Origin of the sequence: Streptomyces sp. NPDC059524 (assembly GCF_042749255.1) — a bacterium.
In the GTDB taxonomy this organism is placed as follows: domain Bacteria; phylum Actinomycetota; class Actinomycetes; order Streptomycetales; family Streptomycetaceae; genus Streptomyces; species Streptomyces xanthii.
In genome coordinates, this window is the sequence record NZ_JBHYTK010000106.1 from 4,309 (window position 1) to 19,271 (window position 14,963).

Here is a 14,963-nt window from a genome sequence, read left to right on the forward strand (position 1 = left end):
CCTGAAGTTGAAGGCTGAGTGGCGAAGCCGCTCGCCTTCAGGGGCGCGGGGAACTGCGCGACCAGCCACGACGAGACCCGCGGGCGGCGACGGTCAGGCCGTCCCACCCCGGACGCCGGCCTCGGCGAGAACCCCGTCCACCATCTCGACGACCTGATCGGCGACCCCGAGCTGCCCGCGATCATGGGTGACCAGCACCGTGGCCGTCCCCCGCTCCCGCGTGAGCCCCCCGATCAGCTCCAGCACGGCCGCCCCCCGCTCATGATCCAGCGCACTGGTCGGCTCGTCGACCAGCAGCACCCGCGGCCCGTTCATGAGCGCCCGCGCGATGTTGATCCGCTGCCGCTGCCCGCCGGACAGCTGGTGCGGCCGGCGGTGCGCCTGCCCCGCGAGGCCGACGGAGTCGAGCAGCTCCGCCGCCCGCTCCCGCACGTCCCGCGGCCGGCCCCCGCCCAGGTGGGCCATGACCTGGAGCTGTTCCAGGGCGGTCAGCGACGGCAGCAGATTGGGCTGCTGGAAGACGATCCCGACGGCCCGGCGCCGCAGCGCCGCCGCGTCGGCCCGGCTCAGCCCCGTCGCCTCCGTACCGTCGATGACGACCCGCCCGCTGTCCGGCGTGACCAGCGTCGCGGCGACCGCGAGCAGGCTGGACTTGCCGGAGCCGGAGGGGCCGACCACTGCGGTCAGGGTCCCGGCGGGCACCTCCAGGCCGACGCGGTCGAGCGCGGTGAGCCGCCCGTCCCCGTCGGGGTAGGTGAGCGTGATGTCGTCGAGCAGCAGGGTCATCGGGCGCTCCCGAGGGCGGTGAGGGGGTCGACGGCGGTGATCCGCCGGACGGACAGGGCGGCGCCGACGAGACCGAGCACGGTCATCACCGCGGCGGGGCCGAGCGCGGTCACGGGTTCGAGGACGAACGGCACGCCGTCCGGCACGATCGCCCCGAAGAGCCAGGCGAGCAGCGTCCCGACGGCCGTGCCGCCGACGAGCATCACGACGGCCTGCCCGAGCGCGTCGCGCAGCAGGTACGGCGTGGAGGAGCCGAGCGCCTTCAGGACGGCGATGTCGCCGCTGCGCTGGATGGTCCAGACGGTGAAGAACGCGCCGACGACGAGCGCCGAGATCACGAAGAGGAAGCCGCGCATCAGTTGCAGGGAGCCGTTCTCCGCCTGGTAGGAGCCTATGGCGGCCAGCGCGCCCTCGATGGTCGTCGACTCGGTGCCGGCGGCCCGGTCGGCGGCGGCGAGGTCCGCACCGCCCGAGGTGCGCAGTGCGACGACCGTGGCGCCGGTCGAGTGCGCGAGGGACTGCCAGTCGCCGAGATCGGCCCAGACGACGGGCGTGTGGCTGTACGAGTCCTGGCCGGACACGGCGGTGACGGTGAGCCGCTGCCCGCCCAGCTCGATCCGGTCGCCGCGTGCGGCGCCGAGTTCGTCGGCGGCCTTCGCGGAGAGGACCACGGAGCCGGGCCCGGTGGCGGCGGGCGCCAGCCCGGAGTCCGGACGCACTCCGAACACGGACACGGCCGCGCTCTGCCGCCCCGCCTCGGCGTTGACCGTACGGATCCCGATCGGCTCGGCGCTGTCCACCCCCGGACGCCCGCCCAGCTCCCGCCACTGTTTCTCCGTGACGTCGGAGCCGGTGAAGGACACCGACTGGCCGGCGGCGGGCCGGGCGAAGGCGAGGTGGTCGGCGGGCAGTGCGGTCAGCGCGGACGTGTTGTCCCGGGCCAGGCCCGCGGTCAGTCCCGACAGCAGTCCCACCAGCAGTGTGATCAGTACGATCACGGTCCCCATCAGGGCGAACCGGCCCCTGGCGAACCGTAGGTCTCTCCATGCGACGAACATGAGGTCCACCCTGCGGCCCGGGACCCCGCGCGGGCATCGCGCCACAGCACGCTTCACCCGAATCGAAGGTGGGAGGCCGCTTTCCAACTTTCGGTTGACCGCGCCGCCGCGTCCGGCTCCGTACGCTGGTGAGCGGTATGGATCCAAGTTCACTCACCCCCGCCCTGCGCGTCCTGCGCCTCTGCCTGCACCTGCTGACGGCGGGGCTGCTCGCGCTCGTCGTGGTCCGCGCGGCCACGGGACGGTCGGACGAGCCGGCCGGGGCGGTGGTGGCCGTCGCCGTCGTGATGGGCGGCGTCTACGCGGCGGGCTCCCTGGTGCCGGCCGTACGCGGCGCCCGAACGGGTGCCGCCGTCTGGCTGGCCGCGCTCGGCGCGGTGTGGGCGGTGCTGCTCGTCCTGTCCCCCGACGCCCTGTGGCTGGCCTTCCCCCTGTACTTCCTGCTGCTGCACCTGCTGCCGGCCCGCTGGGCGGTCCCGGCGGTGGTGCTCGCGGCGGGCGCGGCCATCGCCTCGTACGTGGGGCACGACGGGGCGGTGAACCCGGGCGCGTTCATCGGACCGCTGCTCGGGGCCGCCGTCGCCGTCGCGACCGTGCTCGGCTATCAGGCTCTGTACCGGGAGAGCGAGCGCAGACGGCGGCTGATCGAGGAGCTGATCGCGACCCGGGCCGAGCTCGCCGACGCGGAGCGCGCCGCGGGCACGCTCGCGGAGCGGGAGCGGCTCGCCCGCGAGATCCACGACACGCTGGCGCAGGGCCTGTCCTCGATCCAGCTGCTGCTGCGCGCGGCCCAGCGCGACCTGCCGGGGGACTCCCCGGCCGCCGCGCACATCGAGCAGGCGCGGGCGGCGGCGCAGGACAATCTCGCCGAGGCCCGCCGCTTCGTACGGGCGCTCACGCCGCCGGATCTGGCGCACGGTTCGCTGGCCGGGGCGCTGGAGCGGCTGTGCGCGACCGCGCCGGGCCTGACCGCCCGGTGCACGGTGAGCGGCACACCGCTGGAGCTGCCGACCCCGTACGAGGTGGCGCTGCTGCGGATCGCGCAGTCGGCGCTCGGCAACACGGTGCGGCACGCGCACGCGCGCCGCGCGGAGATCACTCTCAGCTTCATGGAGACCTCGGTGGCCCTGGACGTGGTGGACGACGGCGACGGCTTCGATCCGGAACGGGCGGTGTCCGGCGACGGCGGCTTCGGCCTGCCGGCGATGCGGGCGCGGGTGCGGGAGCTCGGCGGCACGTTCACGGTCGAGTCGGCGCCCGGGCGCGGCACGGCCGTCGCGGTGACCCTGCCGGTGCCGGTGCCCGTCGGGGGTGACGCGTGATCCGGCTGCTGCTCGCCGACGACCATCCCGTCGTACGGGCCGGACTGCGGGCCGTGCTCGACGCGGAGCCGGACTTCGAGATCGTCGCGGAGGCCGCAACGGCGGAGCGGGCGGTCGAGCTGGCCGGTGCGGGCGGGATCGACGTCGTCCTGATGGACCTGCAGTTCGGCACGGGGATGCACGGGGCGGAGGCCACGCAGCGGATCGCCGCGCTCGACGGTGCGCCGCGCGTCCTGGTCCTGACGACGTACGACACGGACGCGGACATTCTGGCGGCGGTCGAGGCGGGGGCCTCCGGCTATCTGCTGAAGGACGCTCCGCCGGAGGAGCTGGCGGCTGCGGTGCGGACGGCCGCGTCGGGGCGGTCGGCGCTGGCCCCGGCGATCGCGCTCCGCCTGATGGACCGGATGCGGGCGCCGTCGGAGGCGCTCAGCCGGCGGGAGCTGGAGGTTCTTCAGCTCGTACGGGACGGATTGTCCAACGCGGAGATCGCGGGTCAGCTCTTCCTGAGCCAGGCGACGGTGAAGTCCCATCTGGTGCACATCTACGCGAAGCTCGGGGTCGAGTCGCGGACGGCGGCGGTGGCGCGGGCGACGCGGCAGGGGTTGCTGCGGCCGTAGCGGTGGCGGGTGGGGAAATGCGACCCGAAGGGTCTGCATTTCAGGGCGCGGGGAACTGCGCGAGAAGCCCCACCGGGCCGCGGCCGCCGACGAGACGGGGCGGACCGAGCTCTCAGCGGCTCAGGTCGAAGTCCGACGGAGTCGCCCGGCGCAGGGCGCGCAATTGGGCCCGCGGAACCGAGCGGAGCGGAACCGTCAGCACCGGACACACCGCACCCCGCCGCACCCCGCGGACGACCCTCCCCCGGCGAAGCCGCCGCGGCCGGACGCCGAGGACGAGCAGGTCGTCGGGCTGATCGGCGAAGGAGAGGAGCGCGGGCGCGGGCCGCTCGCGGACCACCCGGAGCTCCACGTCCAGGCCCACCGGAACCCCGCCGAGCGCCCGCTCCACGGCCCGGGCCAGCTCCCGCCGGGCCTCCCCGTACCAGTGCCGAGCCCACTGGGGATCGGGCCAGCGCCGGTACAGCCCCTCCCCCTCCGGCGGCTCCCAGGCGAGCACCACGACAAGCGCCCGCCCCGACCGCCCCGCCTCCGCGGCGGCGACCCGCAGCGCCCCCAGGCTCGCCGCCGATCCTCCGACGCCGACCACGACGCGCCCGCTCCTGCCGGTCTCCATGCCCTTGTCTCCTTCGCTCCCGCCCCAGGCCACTGGACGGGATTCTGTAGGCTGATTGGCCTGGACGGCAGGGCCAATATCGGAGATGTGGCATGGCAGGTGGCGGTGTGGACGGCTCGGCGGTCGTGCTGGGCAGCAGACGGCTCGGCACGCTCGTGACGGGGGTGACGGGCGAGCGCCCCGGCTACCGGGCTCTGGCCCAGGGCGTGCGGACGCTGCTGCTCGACGGCCGGATCGCCCTGCACGCACGGCTGCCCGCGGAGCGCGAGTTCGCGGCGGCGCTCGGGGTGAGCCGGGCCACCGTGACCGCCGCGTACGACCTGCTGCGGGAGAGCGGGTACGCGCGCAGCAGGCGCGGCGCCGGCACCTGGACCGAGCTCCCGGACGGGGTGCGGCCGACGAGTGTGGCGACCCCGGCGGCGGGCGACGACGTGATCGACCTCGCGATCGCCGCGCCGGGCGCGCTCGCGGACGAATTGTCGGCGGCCTACACGGCTGCGGCGCCCGACGTGACCCGGCACGCGGAGACCGCGGGCTACCACCCGTACGGGCTGCCCGAGCTGCGGGCCGCGATCGCCGAGCGGTACACGCGGCGCGGGCTGCCGACGCTGCCCGACCAGATCCTCGTCACGACCGGCGCCCAGCAGGCGGTGTCCCTGACTCTGACGCTGCTCGGCCGGCCCGGCGACCGGATCATGGTCGAGAACCCCTCGTACGCGAACGCGCTGTCGGTGATCCGGCGGCTCGGCCTGCGCACGGTGCCCGTGCCGGTGTCGGCGGACGGCTGGGACTCCGAGCTGATGGAGGCGACGCTCCGGCAGGGCACGCCCCGGCTCGCCTACCTGATCCCCGACTTCCAGAACCCGACGGGCCGCGTGATGCCGCCCGAGACCCGGCAGCGGCTGCTGGCCGCGGCGCGGGCGACGGGCACCTGGCTGGTCATCGACGAGACGGTGGCGGACATCGCGCTGGACGTGCCGACGCCGCCGCCGTTCGGGGCGCTGGCCACGGGCGGCGGCGGGGAGCAGATCGTCACCGTCGGCTCGCTCAGCAAGGGGCACTGGAGCGGGCTGCGGGTCGGCTGGGTGCGGGCGGGGACGCGGCTCATCACCGAGCTCACGACGCTCCGCGTGACGGCCGACATGTCGGGCTCGGTGCTCGATCAGCTGGTCGCGGGGCGGCTGCTGGAGCGGGAGGAGGAGATTCTGCGGCGCCGGCTGCCGATCCTGCGGGCGCAGCGGGATCATCTCGTGGAGCGGCTCGGGGAGGCGTTCCCCGAGTGGCGGTGGCGGCTGCCGGCCGGGGGTCTGTCGCTGTGGGTCGATCTGGGGCGGCCGATCGCGTCGGCGCTCGCACAGGGGGCGCTCCGGCACGGGGTGCGGATCGAAGGGGGGTCCCGCTTCGGCGCGGATCCGGGGACCTTCGAGCATCGATTGCGGTTTCCCTATACGCAGCCGGCGGAGGTGGCGGACGAGGCGATCCGGCGTATCGCGACGGGACTCTCCGAGGGTCTGGCGGGAGCTGACCTCGCCCCGAGCCGGCCCCCGTGGGTGGCCTGACCCGCCTCGTCCCCGGGTGCGGCCCGGTGGGGCTTCTCGCGCAGTTCCCCGCGCCCCTGAAATGCATGGCGCTTCGCGCCGCATTTCCCCGATGGGCGACCGGCTTGCCCCTGAGGGCGCACGGAGTGTGCCCCTTCAGGGGCGCGGGGAACTGCGCGACCAGCCACGACGTACGTGTCACCCGGCGACGAGACGTTCAGCCCCGCGGCGGGCCGCCGAACAGCTCCACAGCCCCCCGCACCTGAGCCAGCGCAGCGGAGAGCGCCGAGACCGACCCGACGGCCCCGGCGACGAGCAGCAGCGACCGCCGTAACCGGGGAACCTCGGGCACCCCGCCCCGAGCCATCGCGTCCAGCGCCGCCAACTCGTCCTCCGCGATCCCCCGGTCCGGGAACTCCACGGCGTACCCGGCGAGTTCACGCCGCAGCCGGGACACCGCGGTCCGCAGCTCGGCCACCCGCGGATCCTCGCCGCTGCCCGTCACCCGCCCCTGCTCCACGCTCCGCAACACAGCTCTCCCCCTCGCACATCGTTGTGCGTGCACCCCTGGCGGACGTCACCCAAAAAGCTCAACCGGGCTTTGTGGGCGCCCAGTTAACGCCACACATCGCCGCTCCGCCAGCCCGTTGCGCAAGGCAACCTCATCGGGTGCGGTATGCAGGGGCCATGACGACGAACAAGGCGCAGGTGGCGGGGCTGCTTCTGGCGGCGGGCGGTGGCCGGCGGCTCGGTGGACGCCCGAAGGCTCTGTTGACGCATCGCGGCCGGCCGCTGGTGGAGCACGCGCTCGAAGTGCTGCGCGCGGGCGGTTGCGGTCCGCTGCACGTGGTACTCGGGGCGGCGGCCGGCACCGTACGGGAGCGGGCGCGGCTCGACGGGGTGACGACGGTGACGAATCCGGAGTGGGCCGAGGGCATGGGGTCCTCGCTGCGGGCGGGCCTGGAGTCGCTGGCGGCGAGCGGCGCCGACGCGGCGCTCGTCCTCCTGGTGGACCAGCCGGGCATCGGGGCCGCGGCGGTGGCCCGCGTCCGGGAGGCGTACCGCTCTCCGGCGTCCCTGGTGGCGGCCTCGTACGACGGGGAACGGGGGCATCCGGTGCTGTTCGGGCGGGAGCACTGGGCGGGGATCGCGGCGAGCGCGACCGGCGACCGCGGTGCGCGCGCCTATCTGAAGGAGCACCGTGGTGCTGTGGAGCTCGTCGAGTGCGGGGACGTCGCGGAGGCCTACGACATCGACACCGAGGCGGATCTCGGCCATCTCGAGTAGCTGCCCCGTACAGCCACCTTGAGTGAAGGACGTGGCACCGAGCGCCACGTTCTGTCGACTCAGAGAATCTCGACATCAACAAACCTTGAACTTCCACGATAAGGAAACTAGTATCCACTTCTCAGAAGGGCCGGTCCCCGGAAGCGGGGCCAGCAGCCATACCCAGGCGCCCCGGCACTCGGTGCCGCACGCGTCCGTTCGCTGAAGGAAGTGACAGCCTCATGTCCGCACCAGCGCCGTCCCCGCTGGCCATCGTCGACGCCGAGCCCCTGCCCCGGCAGGACGAGGTGCTCACCGATGCGGCCCTCGCCTTCGTGGCCGAGCTGCACCGGCTGTTCACGCCCCGGCGTGACGAGCTCCTCGCCCGCCGCGCCGAGCGCCGCGCCGAGATCGCCCGCACCTCCACGCTCGACTTCCGCCCCGAGACCGCCGCGATCCGCGCCGACGACTCGTGGAAGGTCGCCGAGGCCCCGGCCGCGCTGAACGACCGCCGCGTCGAGATCACCGGCCCCACCGACCGCAAGATGACGATCAACGCCCTGAACTCGGGCGCCCGCGTGTGGCTGGCCGACTTCGAGGACGCCTCGGCCCCGACCTGGGAGAACGTCGTCGGTGGTCAGCTGAACCTGACCGCGGCCTACAACCGCACCATCGACTTCACCGACGAGCGCACCGGCAAGTCGTACGCCCTCAAGGACGCCGACCAGCTCGCGACCGTCGTGATGCGTCCGCGCGGCTGGCACCTCGAGGAGCGCCACCTGGTGGACGAGAGCGGCAAGCCGGTCCCCGGCGCCCTCGTCGACTTCGGCCTGTACTTCTTCCACAACGCCAAGCGCCTCATCGAGCTCGGCAAGGGCCCGTACTTCTACCTCCCGAAGACGGAGTCGTACCTGGAGGCCCGCCTCTGGAACGACATCTTCGTCTTCGCCCAGGACTACGTCGGCATCCCGCAGGGCACCGTCCGCGCCACCGTCCTCATCGAGACGATCACGGCCGCGTACGAGATGGAGGAGATCCTCTACGAGCTGCGCGACCACGCCGCGGGTCTGAACGCCGGCCGCTGGGACTACCTGTTCTCCATCGTCAAGAACTTCCGTGACGGCGGCGCCAAGTTCGTCCTGCCGGACCGCAACGCGGTGACGATGACCGCACCGTTCATGCGCGCCTACACCGAGCTGCTCGTGCGCACCTGCCACAAGCGCGGTGCCCACGCCATCGGCGGCATGGCGGCCTTCATCCCGTCCCGCAAGGACGCCGAGGTCAACACGGTGGCGTTCGAGAAGGTCCGCGCCGACAAGGACCGCGAGGCCGGCGACGGCTTCGACGGCTCCTGGGTCGCCCACCCCGACCTGGTCCCGATCGCGATGGAGTCCTTCGACAAGGTCCTCGGCGACAAGCCGAACCAGAAGGACCGGCTGCGCGAGGACGTCTCCGTCGCCGCCGGCGACCTCATCGCCATCGACTCGCTCGACGCGAAGCCCACGTACGACGGTCTCGTCAACGCCGTCCAGGTCGGCATCCGCTACATCGAGGCGTGGCTGCGCGGCCTCGGCGCCGTCGCCATCTTCAACCTGATGGAGGACGCCGCCACCGCCGAGATCTCGCGCTCGCAGATCTGGCAGTGGATCAACGCGGGCGTCGTCTTCGAGAACGGGCAGCCCGCGACCGCCGAGCTGGCGCGCACGGTCGCCGGTGAGGAGCTCGCGAAGATCAAGGCCGAGATCGGTGAGGAGGCCTTCGCGGCCGGCAAGTGGCAGCAGGCCCACGACCTGCTCCTCCAGGTCTCCCTGGACGCCGACTACGCGGACTTCCTGACGCTCCCCGCGTACGAGCAGCTCCGCTGATCCACCCGCGACTCAGGCCCCCGGCACCGCACAGCGCCGGGGGCCTTTGCGTGGCGTCGGCGCCTGCGGGCCGGTGGGGCTTCTCGCGCCCCGCGGCGGAGCCGCTGATGTCACAGCCCCGCGCCCCTTTCCCGATGAGATCGCGCACGAAGTGCGCATCTCAGGGGCGCGGGGAACTGCGCGACCAGCCACGACGCCGGGAGAGCCGCCACGGGAGCGCACCCGGCAGACGCATCCGCGCCCGCTCAGCCGAGGTGAACCGACCAGTCCTGTTCCGCCCCCGGCTTGCCGTGAAGGTCGGGGACCCGCTTGAGCCAGGCCGGACGATCCCGCTCCATGGCGGCAGCCCGCCGCGCATCGGCGGCGGCCAACTCGTCCCGCGACGGGAACTCCGTCGGCAGCCAGGAGGCCGAGCTGCGGGCGCGGGCCAGCAGAAAGTCCACGTACGCGCCCCGCACCGCCTCGGGCCCGTCGAATCCGGGCTCGTCCACCAGCCACGCGTCCGGCACCAGCGCGAGCACCTCCCGCAGCATCTCCTCGGTCACCCGCGGAGCGAGCTCCGCGTCGGCCGCCCGCACGTCGGGCCCGTACACCCCGAGCGCGTGATGCCGGAAGTCGTACGCCTTCTCCGGCGCGGCCCCGTCCCAGCGGTGGTGGAAGACGAGCGCCGCCCCGTGGTCGATGAGCCACAGGCGCGGCGGCGCCGTGCCGAAGGTGGGCCAGACCATCAGGTTCGAGCTGTGGACGGTGCGGTCCACGTTGACCGTCAGCGCGTCGAGCCAGACGATCCGCCCGGCCTCCAGCGGGTCGACAGGGAACACCCCGGCGATCTCGGGCGTGAAGTCGGCGGCGCCCGGCAGGAAGTCCATGCCTAGGTTGATCCCGGCGCTGGCCCGCAGCAGGTCCTGCACCTCCTGGTGCGGCTCGTCCGCGGCCACGGCCGGGTCGAAGTGCGCGAGCACGAGCTCGGGGAAGCGCAGTCCGAGCCGTCGCGCGAGCTCCCCGACCACGATCTCCGCGACGAGCGCCTTCACGCCCTGTGCCGAGCCGGTGAACTTCAGGACGTAGGTGCCGAGGTCGTCCGCCTCGACCACACCGGGGACCGAACCTCCGGTGTGCAGGGGTGCGAGGTAGCGGGTCGCGACGACCTCTCTCAGGCCTTTCATGAAGCGAGCATAGAACACCCTCGAATAGGCCGACCTTTCGGAGCGTCAGTTTTCCCTGGCCACCGGCTATTTGACATTTCCGCGCCGCCGCCCTGCCGGATTCCGTGGCGGATCTGCGACATGGAAGAAGTCCGCCACTCCGCATCCGTTGCCCCGCCCCGAGCGCAGCCCCGAAGGTTCATTCCGAATGCGGCAAGTACTTCTTTCTCGCGATGAGTAGGAGACGCTCATGCATCCCCCGCGCCATGTGCACAGCGAACCCGGAAGAACGAGATCCGCAGAGGCCGCGCGATGAGGCGCCTCGGGCGACGGCTGGCCGTCGCGGCCGCCGGCGTCACCGTCCTCGGCACGCTCGTGTCGGGCACCGCGGCAGGTGCCTCCGACCCCGCTCCCCCTTCCCTCGCCTCCCTGAAGCTGTCGCCCTCCGTCCACGACAGCCTGCTCAAGGCCGCCGCCAAGAGCCGGGCCGACGTGTCACTGACCCTGGTGACCGGCGACAAGGTGAAGATCGGCGTCACCAAGGACCGCAAGCCGGTCGTCCGGGAGATCGTCCCGGCGCCGCGGCCCGGGAACGAGTCGGTCCTCTTCCACACCGTCACCAGGAACGACCAGGTGTACGTCGTGCCGGACGACGCGCTGCCGACGCTCCGTGCCGACCTCCTGGACTGGGAGCTGTTCAACCTCGCCAAACTGGCCGACTGGACGGCCGAGGGCACGACCGGCGAGGTCCCGGTGATCGCCACCTACACCGGCAAGGGCGCCGCCCGGACGGCGAAGCCCCCGAAGGGTACGAGCGCCAGGAAGGTGCTGGCGGGCATCAACGCCCGCTCCCTGCACGTCAAGGGCGACGGCACGTGGTGGCGGGAGGTGCGGAAGAAGAGCACCGGTACGTCGGCCTCCTCCCTGGCGGCCGGCCCGCTGGCCGGAGTGGGCAAGGTGTGGCTGGACGAGCTGACGAAGCTGCAGCTCGACCGGTCCGTGCCGCAGATCGGCGCGCCCGCCGCCTGGAAGGCAGGCTACGACGGCGCGAACGTGAAGATCGCGGTGCTGGACAGCGGCGTCGACGCCACCCACCCCGATCTCGCCGACCGGATCAGCGAGGCGGTCGACTTCACTGGCAGCCCGGACGGTCCGGTGGACGGCCACGGCCACGGCACGCACGTGGCGTCGACGATCGCCGGTTCCGGCAAGGCCTCCGACGGCCGGCTCCGCGGCGTCGCGCCCGGGGCGAAGCTCTCCATCGGCAGAGTCTGCGGTCCGGACGGCTCGTGCCCCGGCTCCGCGGTGATCGCCGGCATGGAGTGGGCCGCCAAGTCCGGTGCCGACGTGGTGAACATGAGCCTCGGCGGCGCGCCCTCCGACGGAAAGGACCCGCTCAGCACGGCGGTCAACACACTCAGCCGCACCTACGGCACCCTGTTCGTGATCGCCGCGGGCAACGCCGGTCCCGACTCCGGGACGGTGGGCGCGCCGGGCGCCGCCGACGAGGCGCTGACCGTCGCGGCCGTGGACAAGAGCGACCAGATGGCTCCCTTCTCCAGCCGTGGCCCCCGCATCGGGGACGGCGCGGCGAAGCCCGACATCTCCGCGCCGGGCGTCGCCATCGTCGCGGCCCGCGCCAAGGGCACCAAGATGGGCAAGCCCGTGGACGACTTCTACACGTCCGCCAGTGGCACGTCCATGGCCACGCCCCACATGACCGGCGCGGCGGCGATCGTCGCCCAGCAGCACCCCGACTTCACCGGACGGCAGATCAAGTCGCTGCTGATGGCGACGTCCAAGGAGCTCGGGCACGACGTGTACGAGCAGGGCGCAGGCCGGGTGGACCTGGCCCGCGCGATCGACCCGAAGATCACCCCCGACGGGAACCTGGCCTTCGGACGGGCCGAGTACCCGCACTCCCCGGTCTCCCGCACGGTCACCTACAACAACTGGACGGACGAGCCGGTCACCCTCACGCTCTCGGCCTCGGCCTCCACCGCGGGCAAGCCCGCGCCGGACGGGCTCTTCACCCTCGACGCCGACCACGTGACCGTGCCCGCCAAGGGCTCGGCCGAGGTGAAGGTGACCATGGACGGCAGAGCGGTGGACAGCTCCGGGCAGTACGGCGCGTACTCCGGTGTCCTGACCGCCGAGGACGGCGCGGGGACCCTGCTCGGTTCGACCCGGATCTCCAGTTTCGTGGAGCCGGTCCGCCACGACCTGAACATCAGGGTCGTTCCTCCGGTCGGCGCCACCGACGTCTCGTACGGCAGCGCGCTGATCGTCCCGGTCGACGAGGACAAACTGAAGCTGTACGAGAAGCCGCTGACGGTCCCGGGCGGTGAGACGGTCCGTGCGCGGGTCTTCGCCGGCACGGTCACCGCGGCGCTCGGTGTGACCTGGCGGGACGCGTCCGGCGAGCTGCAGATGGCCGCGCCGATGGTGCCGGAGGTGAAGGTCGCCGGGGAGACCACGGTCGAGCTGGACCTCCGGAAGGTGAAGCCCATCGAGGTGAACACCCCGGAGCCGACCGAGACGTATCAGGCGCTCTTCAAGACCGAGCGGGTCTCCGTGGACAAGAACTGGGGGATCACGGCCGCGTTGAGTACCGAGTACGGTCCCGGTGACCCGCACTGGTGGGCCCTGCCGACGACCGACAAGGTCACCCTCGGCACGCTCGACTTCTTCAGCCGGCACGTCCTCGTACCGCCGTCCGTGACGATGAAGGTCACGGGGAACGGCGACCCGTTCGACCTGGGCGCCCGCTACGCGACCCCGGACACCACCATCAACGGCGGGAACCAGCGGTGGACGAAGGACGGCAAGCCCGTGTCCACGCTCGTCCGGTCGAAGATCCCCCGGCTGCCCGTCGAGGGGAAGCGGCCCGTCGTCTACGCGGGCACCGGTTCGGCTGAGGAGCTCGCCAAGGCTGATGCCAAGGGCGCGCTGGTGCTGCTGAAGCCGACGGACATCTGTGGCACGACCTGCGACTTCACCGCGCTGCGCACGCGTGTGGCGGCAGCCGCCGACGCGGGCGCGGTCGGTGTCCTCGTCACCGGGGAGACCGACCGGGTCGCGCTGCTGAAGTACGAGTCGTCCCGGCAGTACAAGTGCGAGAACGGTCCCGACAGTTGCCCGGCCGTCGATCCCTACGCGGCACTGCCGATCGTGACCGTGCCCCCGGCCGGGGCCGCGACGCTGATCGGGCGGATCGAGGACGGCGCGCGGTCCGGCGTACGGATCGAACTCGGCGGCACCCGCGAGGTGTCCAAGACGTACGCGCTGGCCTTCGACTCCCCCGGCCGTGTCCCCGGCAACCTGCCTTACCAGGTCCGGACCCGGGATCTCGACCGCGTCGATCACCGGTTCCACGCCGACCGGCCCGGTGCGATCCCTCACTTCAGCTGGAACCGGATGACGGAGTCCGGCCCGGTGACGGAGGAACTCATGCTGCCCAAACCGGACAGCCAGCGGGAGGTCACCACGATGGTCGGACCGCGCACCCCGGACGCGATCGACCGCTTCGAGATGTCCGTCAGGGACTACGTCGGGCCGTCGGTGGCCAGTCCCTCGGGTCCCGTCGAGGCCCGGGACCTGGTGCTCGGCACGAAGAACACGATCGCCTGGAACGCGGGCCCGTCCCTTCCCGGCGCGGCGCCCCAGGTCCGCACGGAGTCCGGCTTCACCATCTCCACCGGTCTGCCGTGCGCCGGCTGCCGGGAAGGCGACCGCTTCTGGCCCACCCTGTACGTGACCAGCGGTGAGGGCGGCCGCCAGGCCATGACGGGCATGCTGCACGACACGGGCATCGCCCACCTGATCTACGGGACCCAGGCCTGTGAGCCCCCCGCATGCAAGGTGAGCCTCTTCGACGGCTCCGGCGACGAACTCCCGCAGAAGCTCAACCCGGTCGAGTTCGTCTTCCAGCTCGGCGAGCCCGGCGACGCGTCGGGCCCGATGTCGGGAAGCGGACGGTGATGACCTCAATGGGAAAGGAGACTCCTCCGGTGAACCCCGCCACGCCGCCGAAGCGGCGCCGCACGATGAAGCTCGCGGCGGCAGCGGCGGTGGCGATGCTCGCCCTCGTCGGGTGCAAGGCCGATGTCATCTCCTACGACCTGCCGGCGGAATCGGCCCGCTACACGTTCCGGGCGGAGACCGACGGGGTGCGGACCTCCTGGGAGTACACCTCGGAGCGGCCGTCGAAGTCCGACACCCCGTCGTCCCAGCCGTGCGTCGCCGACGTCGTCGTCAAGGAACCCGGACCGTGCCGTCCGGAGCCGCTCATCTTCCTGCGGTACGACCTGGGCCTGGCCCTGGACAACACCGCGAAGGCCGGCGGGGTGCACACCTTCACCGTCACCGGGTACTACCAGGACCGGCTGAGCACGCCGCCGACCGTGGACACGCTGCGCGCGGAGGCCAGCTTCGACGGCGGCGAGACCTGGAAGCCGGTGGCCACCGAGGCCGACGGGAAGAACACGTTCGCCGTGCGCGTCAGCCACCCCGAGCGCGACCAGGCCGAGGAAGGAGTGGCCCTGCGGATCACCGCGACCGACAGCGCGGGGAACAAGGTCGAGCAGACGATCCCCCAGGCCTACCGACTGCGCTGACCACCTGATCACCGCCGGGGGGGGGGGGCGCGCCCCCCCCCCGGGGGGGGGGGGCGGGCGGGGGGGGGGGGGTAGGTAGTGAAAAACCCCCCACTACGCTACCAGAACCCAAGCAAGGTGAGGGGTGGAGC

The 14,963-nt window shown here is 72.7% G+C and carries 12 protein-coding genes; 7 read left to right on the top strand and 5 right to left on the bottom strand.

The window, feature by feature from the left end; all coding sequences use genetic code 11:
* Positions 1-93 precede the first annotated feature (93 nt).
* Both ACFW9D_RS25970 and ACFW9D_RS25975 read right to left on the bottom strand, forming a co-directional pair.
* On the bottom strand, positions 94-786 hold the full coding sequence (locus ACFW9D_RS25970; protein ID WP_188336129.1) for an ABC transporter ATP-binding protein: 693 nt from the start codon (positions 784-786) through the stop codon (positions 94-96).
* Positions 783-1,844, bottom strand: coding sequence for an ABC transporter permease (locus ACFW9D_RS25975; protein WP_384625396.1), 1,062 nt, complete (start codon positions 1,842-1,844; stop codon positions 783-785). Before ACFW9D_RS25975 ends, ACFW9D_RS25970 begins: the two co-directional genes overlap by 4 nt.
* Positions 1,845-1,981: 137 nt before the next feature.
* Between ACFW9D_RS25975 and ACFW9D_RS25980 the strand changes: the two genes are divergently transcribed.
* Positions 1,982-3,166: a sensor histidine kinase gene (locus ACFW9D_RS25980; RefSeq protein ID WP_384625398.1), complete on the top strand. Its 1,185-nt coding sequence runs from the start codon at positions 1,982-1,984 to the stop codon at positions 3,164-3,166.
* On the top strand, positions 3,163-3,786 hold the full coding sequence (locus ACFW9D_RS25985) for a response regulator transcription factor (protein WP_188336132.1): 624 nt from the start codon (positions 3,163-3,165) through the stop codon (positions 3,784-3,786). The genes ACFW9D_RS25980 and ACFW9D_RS25985 overlap by 4 nt, the downstream gene beginning before the upstream one ends.
* Before the next feature lie 112 nt (positions 3,787-3,898).
* On the opposite strand, the gene ACFW9D_RS25990 is transcribed toward ACFW9D_RS25985, so the two are convergent.
* Complete coding sequence (locus ACFW9D_RS25990; RefSeq protein WP_384625401.1) at positions 3,899-4,402, bottom strand: universal stress protein; 504 nt, start codon at positions 4,400-4,402, stop codon at positions 3,899-3,901.
* Positions 4,403-4,494: 92 nt separating this feature from the next.
* Between ACFW9D_RS25990 and ACFW9D_RS25995 the strand changes: the two genes are divergently transcribed.
* Positions 4,495-5,961: a PLP-dependent aminotransferase family protein gene (locus tag ACFW9D_RS25995; protein ID WP_384625404.1), complete on the top strand. Its 1,467-nt coding sequence runs from the start codon at positions 4,495-4,497 to the stop codon at positions 5,959-5,961.
* Between the two features lie 196 nt (positions 5,962-6,157).
* On the opposite strand, the gene ACFW9D_RS26000 is transcribed toward ACFW9D_RS25995, so the two are convergent.
* Complete coding sequence (locus ACFW9D_RS26000; protein ID WP_188341222.1) at positions 6,158-6,460, bottom strand: DUF5955 family protein; 303 nt, start codon at positions 6,458-6,460, stop codon at positions 6,158-6,160.
* 167 nt (positions 6,461-6,627) lie between these two features.
* On the opposite strand from ACFW9D_RS26000, the gene ACFW9D_RS26005 reads away from it, so the two are divergent.
* Positions 6,628-7,227: an NTP transferase domain-containing protein gene (locus ACFW9D_RS26005; protein ID WP_384625407.1), complete on the top strand. Its 600-nt coding sequence runs from the start codon at positions 6,628-6,630 to the stop codon at positions 7,225-7,227.
* 221 nt (positions 7,228-7,448) lie between these two features.
* Positions 7,449-9,071: a malate synthase A gene (aceB, locus tag ACFW9D_RS26010; RefSeq protein ID WP_384625410.1), complete on the top strand. Its 1,623-nt coding sequence runs from the start codon at positions 7,449-7,451 to the stop codon at positions 9,069-9,071.
* 245 nt (positions 9,072-9,316) lie between these two features.
* Here aceB and ACFW9D_RS26015 read toward each other — a convergent pair whose 3' ends face one another.
* Positions 9,317-10,237: a HipA family kinase gene (locus ACFW9D_RS26015; RefSeq protein ID WP_384625413.1), complete on the bottom strand. Its 921-nt coding sequence runs from the start codon at positions 10,235-10,237 to the stop codon at positions 9,317-9,319.
* A gap of 291 nt (positions 10,238-10,528) precedes the next feature.
* Between ACFW9D_RS26015 and ACFW9D_RS26020 the strand changes: the two genes are divergently transcribed.
* Entirely contained in the window at positions 10,529-14,197 is a 3,669-nt protein-coding gene (locus ACFW9D_RS26020; RefSeq protein WP_384625416.1) for a S8 family serine peptidase, read from the top strand.
* A 29-nt stretch (positions 14,198-14,226) separates the two neighbouring features.
* Complete coding sequence (locus tag ACFW9D_RS26025; RefSeq protein ID WP_384625419.1) at positions 14,227-14,832, top strand: hypothetical protein; 606 nt, start codon at positions 14,227-14,229, stop codon at positions 14,830-14,832.
* The last annotated feature ends 131 nt before the right edge of the window (positions 14,833-14,963 follow it).